General features: G+C 45.3%; 6 protein-coding genes and 1 tRNA gene. 1 reads left to right on the top strand and 6 read right to left on the bottom strand.

The window, feature by feature from the left end:
* The 6 genes from IM509_RS06260 to IM509_RS06285 form a co-directional block, all read right to left on the bottom strand.
* Nucleotides 1-232, bottom strand: a 232-nt coding sequence (locus IM509_RS06260; RefSeq protein WP_272079484.1) for a hypothetical protein, incomplete at its 3' end; no start/stop codon positions are given.
* 13 nt (nt 233-245) lie between these two features.
* A complete protein-coding gene (locus IM509_RS06265) occupies nt 246-707 on the bottom strand; it encodes a DUF1788 domain-containing protein (protein WP_260441355.1) in 462 nt (153 codons plus the stop codon).
* 517 nt (nt 708-1,224) lie between these two features.
* Nucleotides 1,225-2,721: a serine/threonine-protein kinase gene (locus IM509_RS06270; protein ID WP_052277602.1), complete on the bottom strand. Its 1,497-nt coding sequence runs from the start codon at nt 2,719-2,721 to the stop codon at nt 1,225-1,227.
* Between the two features lie 517 nt (nt 2,722-3,238).
* Nucleotides 3,239-3,310: transfer RNA gene (locus IM509_RS06275), tRNA-Gly, on the bottom strand.
* Nucleotides 3,311-3,320: 10 nt separating this feature from the next.
* Complete coding sequence (locus IM509_RS06280) at nt 3,321-4,388, bottom strand: acyl-CoA dehydrogenase family protein (protein WP_002790056.1); 1,068 nt, start codon at nt 4,386-4,388, stop codon at nt 3,321-3,323.
* The gene (locus IM509_RS06285; protein ID WP_052277603.1) at nt 4,385-5,431 is read right to left on the bottom strand and encodes a glucokinase; all 1,047 of its coding nucleotides are present in this window, start codon (nt 5,429-5,431) and stop codon (nt 4,385-4,387) included. The genes IM509_RS06280 and IM509_RS06285 overlap by 4 nt, the downstream gene beginning before the upstream one ends.
* Nucleotides 5,432-5,621: 190 nt before the next feature.
* On the opposite strand from IM509_RS06285, the gene ccmP reads away from it, so the two are divergent.
* Entirely contained in the window at nt 5,622-6,263 is a 642-nt protein-coding gene (ccmP, locus tag IM509_RS06290; protein ID WP_002734433.1) for a beta-carboxysome protein CcmP, read from the top strand.
* Nucleotides 6,264-6,452 lie beyond the last annotated feature (189 nt).

Raw genomic sequence — 6,452 nt, forward strand, 5'->3', positions numbered from 1 at the left:
AAGTAGTTGAGCATAGAGACTGGTAGTGGTTGACATGGGAGGTTCGCTGATGTTCTGTTAATCTCAGCATTCCATATCCTGCTACCTTTTTCTCTTTCCACGCTATTTCAAGGGTTTCCGACACTTGTGTCAGGCACTCAGCGTGCAGACTCGCCTCATCATTGGCATCCGCTTTGATTACCCCTTCCATAGGACGACTAACTTGTTTCTCAAAAATTCTACTTAACTGCATAATTAGTTCTCCCTTAAACTTGGTACTCGTAAATGTTAAAAGCTCGATAATATTTGTCATCTCGTAAGAGTCCAAATAAATTGAGAGAGGCTCCCGACTCTAGGGAATAGGTGTAGGCCCCCGGAAAAAACATTACCGTCGGTTGGTTGTTGTTCGTGGTTTGGAGGTTATTAAGAACATTATGGGAACGAATATAGGGAAAAATTTGACCAACACCCCATAAAAACAAGACATCAAACGGATTTTCGGCAATTTTTTCGCCTAGGGCTGGAATTAAATGACTCTCCGAATCTAACACATTTTGTAAAAGCTCTTTCAGTTCCCCTTTAGATATGGAGGATTCTATATCGAGAATTTGCTCAAATATCTGCCGTTCCCTCAATAATTCAAGACAGAGATCATAAAGATTGATCTCTAATATGCGAATCCCTTTTTGATGCAACTGACTAACCAGTTGCTTTTGCAGACGTTCCATTTCAACACTGTCTTGAGGTGGGTAAGGACAGATAAAAAAAGGAACTTCATTGCCAATTCCCTGTTTTTTGGCTCTTCTGGTTTCTGTGTGTAAACGAGGTCTATACTGATAGTTTCTTCTTTCAAAATAGTCCTAAAAGTCTTGCCCAGTAAGCATTTAACCTTACATAAGCAAAAATTATCACACAAAGTCGAGAAGAGCCGTTTTTTGAGAAATCGCTCTGCTGACAGGACCGATAATAAATATTCAAATCTTTGGTTGATTGCTATTGTTTCAAGAGAAGACATCCAAATTTCGCCCATCTTGTCAATAATATTAGTATGCCCATTTTATCTGAATAAGAGTCAAAATCGGCTCTCTTATTCTTTGTGTGATCAGTTTAACTTACTATAGAAGCGATCAATCTTTGTGTCCTCTGTGTCTGGAGTGGTTCCTTCCACCCCCTCGCTAGGAGGAATGTATCTTAGAATAAATTTTACCCACCAAATCCAAGAGAACCAAAATGCTGGCTTGCTGCCTACAATTTCAGGTGATTCAGGGCTAAATTCCGTTGTTGGAGAGCTAATTGATGGCTAGGCTCTAGTTGTAGGGTTTGGTTAAAGGAAACCACTGCTTCCGAGAAACATTTTAACTTGTAGAGACAACAACCCCGTTGATACCATGCCTCAGCCTTTTGGGGTTGTAACTGTAAAGCCTTATTATAAGCTGCGACCGCTTCACTGAGTCGTTCTAATTCCCGTAAAGCTTCGCCTTTGCTAAACCAAACATTAGCATCGGATTTAATGGCCAGGGCCTGATTATAAGCCGCTAGACCTTCCGCATAATGTTGCATCCGACAGAAAATCATGCCCTTGTAATGCCATGCTTCCAGATAATCTGGCTGCAGTTGAATCGCCTTATCCCAAGATGCGATCGCATCACTGATTTGTCGTAAATTAGCTAAAGCGATGCCGCGATAAAACCAAGCCCGAGCATTATTAGTCTCTAATTGAATTACCTGATTAAAAGACCCTAAAGCTTCGGGAAAACGCCCCAATCGTTGCAAGGCCAGACCGCGATTATACCAAGCATTGACAAAATTGGGCTTTTTCCGCAGGGACTGCTGATACAATTGAACTGCTTCGCGATTCTCCCCCAAATCGAGGTGGGCATTACCGCGATAAAACCAATCCTCTGCTGAAATTTCCCGCACTAAAGCTTGTTGTTGACGCAATTGCCTTAAATCTTTTATGGCATCTAAAACTTCTACTGCCGAGGGAAAGCGTTGACGCCAGTCATAACGGGTCATTTTATCGATAATAACTGCTAGATCGTCTCTAACATCGGCATGATTGCGCCAAGCGATTTCTCCGGTTTCGGCATCTTCGGGAAATTGCATCGGTTTGAGACCGGTTAAGGCTTGAATAGCGATGATTCCCACGGCATAGACATCGCTAGACAATCGCGGTTTATTTTGCGCCTGTTCACTAGGCATATAACCAGGGGTGCCAATCCCAATGGACACACTGCTCTGTTTTGCTTTTAGCCATTGAGTCCCCACTTGTTTGACTCCGCCAAAGTCGATTAAAACTAGCTTGCCCTCTTGGCGACGGATAATATTATCGGGTTTAATATCTCGGTGAATAATGTTATTTTGATGGACAAAAGCGAGAACTTCCAAGATATCCTTTAATAACTGAATTACCTGACTCTCTTCTAAACGCTTACCCTTAGAGATTTCCTGACTAAGATCGTGACCATCGATAAATTCTTGAACGAGATAAAAAGACTTCTTTTCCTGAAAACTGGCGAAAAATTGCGGTATTTGAGGATGATGGCCGAGTTTTTCTAAAGCTCTGGCCTCACTCTCAAATAATCCTATAGTAATTTCGTTAACCACTTGGGGGATTAACTGTTTGACCACACATTGAGGACGGCCGGGGCGATAGTTATCTTGGGCTAAAAAAGTTTGACCGAAAGCCCCTTGACTTAGAGGTTTAATAACTTGGTAACGTCCCCCGATAATTAGTTTCATGGTAGCGATAGCATTATCTTTGCCCTAGAGCAGCTTGATGGGACGGTTAACAGCCAAAGGGGTTAACTTGACCAAGCCCATCTTGCCAGTTAATTGATATATTACCAAAAAATTGGGTTTAAAGCCTCGCCCTTTTAGGGCGACTTGATCTGATGTATGATACTAAGAATAGGGGGCCGGGTAAGCAACCGCTTAAAAAACCCAGTCATCAACCGATGAACGCACCTGGAAAACTAGAGTTATGGGGTTCTATAGGGGAATGCTCCTATAGGTAAAAATTCTCAGCACCAAGTACCAAAGAAACCAATTATTTTAGAGGTTTTGAACTGTATCGTAGGGCATACGAAAACAGGCTTCTGTAAGGGAGCGAAAGTCTGAGGAGAGAACCACCTCTGGGTAGGATTTCGCCAGGAATCTAATTCAAGTGGACTCGTTGAGCCATAAATTCACAGCAGTGATGCTAGAAGAATCCACGTCCGTTTACGGCGTGGGGTATGTCAAATCAATTGTCGTCAGAAGCGGGTAACGCGACTCGAACGCGCGACATTCACCTTGGGAAGGTGACGTTCTACCACTGAACTATACCCGCAAAAGTCTCCCTAATCATAGCATTGACCCCCCAGCCAGAGCAACTGCCCTAGGCTATTTTCCATCACCGCGCTGGTTTGTCCAGAAACGCTAAACTGTAAAGCTTCCCGATAGACTCGCCCCGCCGGATGATCAATAATATTCGCCGCCCCACCGGAGGCAATCACTGCCCCTTGAGCGCATTGTAGAGCCAAATTAATCGCCCGACCGCGCCAGTGCAATTTCTCGGCAAAACTGGCCTGGTGGGAATTTAACATTTTTTCTTGACAGGACAGTAGGGCCTTTTCTAGCTGTTGATGGGCATTTTTTAGGCTTTCTAGCCCTTTTTGTCGATAAACCGCAAAAATAACATCTAAGCCCGCCCAAGCACAGCCAAGGGCATGAAAACCATGATGGAGAACATTTTTTTGATCGCTGGCCTCGATCGCCGCCGCTGGTTGTAAACTAACAATAAAATCCCTTGACAAAAAGTAGTCTTGTATGGTAAGGCTCACCGTATTAGTCCCACTCATCGATAATAATTTCATCGGGGGACTGCATTGCAGACCGGGGAGAGCTTGCAGCGGTAAAAGACCGTACAGCGATCGCCCGTCCAGGAGGGTCGCCCCGATGATAAAATCTTCAAAAAAGCCCCATCCCGTCACCCAGGGGACCTGTCCACAGAGTTGATAGCCGCCGGTCACGGGAAACGCTTTCATCATTGGTTCCCCCGGACGACGTAGTTGCGAAAACCCCACCCCCACTAGCTTTTCGCCCCGGGCCATTTTGGGGAGATAAAGCTTTTTCAGGTCTTGGTTGCTGCTGGTGGCTAATTGATTAGCGGCGCTTTGGTGTTGGGTTTGCAGAAAAGTTAAAGCGCCGGAATAACGAGCGCCGAGGATTTGGAATTGTTGATAGGTGCGTTCCTCCCATCCCGCCCCCCCCCATTCTTTGGGAACACGCAAAGCTAACAAACAGCGCTCGCCCATACCCTGTAAAGCTGATTGTAGGGCGATCGGGTTGTGATCAATCCGGGCCGCTTGCGGGGCGATCCTATTCTGAAAATAATCCCTAGCCATCTCCAGTAAACCATCGCTCATAGCTGACTAGCGCAGGAAACTGCCCCCATTAGTCCCACTTGGGCATTAAGGACGATATGAACGGGAATATTGCTTAATAGCTCCCTCATCCGACCTTTAGCCCGAAAAGCCTTCATAAAGCTACCCTCAGTCATTAGAGGAAGATTTTTGGCCGCAATCCCTCCCGCTATGTATAATCCTCCGTAGGGAAGCAACTTGAGGGCTAAATTGCCCGCTTCCGCACCGTAGGCCTCGACAAAGATTTTCATGGTTTGATAACAGAGATCATCCAAGTCATCTTGGGCAAAACTGGCAATTTTAGCCGCTAAATCGACGGTTTTTTGCGGTTTACCCATTTCTTCTAACCAAGTGCGGTAAATTTCCGCCATGGCTGGTGATGACTGACTATAGTTACTATCGTGGAGAAATCGATAGATAGAAGTGATTCCAGGACCAGAAACCACTCGCTCCACCGAAAGGCGCTCGATATTATAGAGATCCAAGAGATAATTTAATAGTTGATATTCTAAACTCGAGCGAGGGGCAAAATCGGCGTGGGAACCCTCACTAGCAAACACCCGATATTTACCCTTCGACACAGGAATCAAAAAACCCTCTCCTAACCCCGTTCCCGCACCAATAACCGCAATCGGGGCCTCTGGTACTGCGGGGGCCGACTGTAGATTGTGCAGCTCCTCTGGGGCTAATCCTAACACCCCATAACCGATCGCCGCAAAATCATTAATTAATTTTACTCGCTCAATCTGCAGCTCCTGGCTTAGGCGATCGCCAGTGAGAGACCAACTTAAATTAGTCAATTCGGAACTATTGTTAACCACAGGACCGGCAATACCGAAACAAGCTTTTTCCACCGGGGGAATAGTGGTTTGTCGGGCCAAAAACTGCTGGACGATCGGCACCAGATCGGGGTATTGTTCACTAGGATAAATTTCTTGATCGAGAGTAGTTAGCAGGGGTTGGGGACTATCTGGTGAGTTTTGGCAATCCACTAAACGCAGGATTGTTTTAGTTCCCCCGATATCTCCCCCTAAAAGAATCGTCATGCTGGTTGTCCCTGAGTTTGTCCCCATAATTATAGTTTTTTTACCGCTTCTCCCCAGCAAATTTAAGGGCAGTCAATTCTATACTATAGTGAAAGATGGTAATGCCTAAGCCCTAATTAAGGATTGATTAATCATCGCTCCGGGGTTGCAATGGGGATTTGCTAGAGGACAGAAAGAGGGAGAAATTAGCTTGGGTGTAGAACTTCGCAGTTACGTTTATCTTGACAATCTACAGCTTCAACACGCTGCTTACATCGGTACAGTCGCCCAAGGATTTTTACCCTTACCCGGGGATGCTTCCCTCTGGATTGAAATTTCCCCCGGTATCGAGATTAATCGCATCACCGATATTGCCCTCAAATCCGCCGTGGTTCGTCCGGGGGTTCTATTCGTAGAACGACTCTATGGACTGCTAGAACTCCATTCTAGCAGTCAGGGAGAGGTGAGGGCGGCCGGTCAGGCAATTTTGCAGTATTTAGGCGTTAGTCAGCGCGATTGTCTGAAACCGCAAATTGTTTCTAGCCAAATTATTCGCAACATTGACGCTTACCAAGCCCAATTAATTAACCGGAGTTCTCGGGGTATGATGTTAATGGCGGGACAGACTTTGTACGTTTTAGAAGTGCAACCGGCTGCCTACGCTTCCCTAGCCGCTAATCAGGCCGAAAAAGCTGCTTTAATTAATATCCTACACGTTACTTCCGTGGGCAGTTTTGGCCGCTTATATTTAGGGGGAGAAGAACGAGATATTATGGCCGGTTCCAGGGCGGCAGTTTCAGCTTTAGAAAATATTCAAGGTCGAGCTTTTCCCGGTAGCGACAAAAAAGAATAAGCTAACAAAGGCCGGAGGCAAAAGGCAAGAGGTGGTTAGATATGTATAATGGCTCTTCGGTTTGTGTTATGCAATGGACGGGGGTTATAAGGGATGGAACCCTTATAGAGAAAGGCATTTAGCGATTTTTGTCAATTGTTTTTGCTCTAGAGCGAACTAATCAATTAAGTCTCTTGCCAGATAAGGATT

The organism is Microcystis sp. M31BS1 (assembly GCF_020245285.1).
GTDB lineage: Bacteria > Cyanobacteriota > Cyanobacteriia > Cyanobacteriales > Microcystaceae > Microcystis > Microcystis panniformis.

Coding starts and splice junctions, on each gene's coding strand:
- IM509_RS06265 (WP_260441355.1), bottom strand. CDS start 707: ATGGAACGTCTGCAAAAGCAACTGGTTAGTCAGTTGCATCAAAAAGGG.
- IM509_RS06270 (WP_052277602.1), bottom strand. CDS start 2,721: ATGAAACTAATTATCGGGGGACGTTACCAAGTTATTAAACCTCTAAGT.
- IM509_RS06280 (WP_002790056.1), bottom strand. CDS start 4,388: ATGAGCGATGGTTTACTGGAGATGGCTAGGGATTATTTTCAGAATAGG.
- IM509_RS06285 (WP_052277603.1), bottom strand. CDS start 5,431: ATGACGATTCTTTTAGGGGGAGATATCGGGGGAACTAAAACAATCCTG.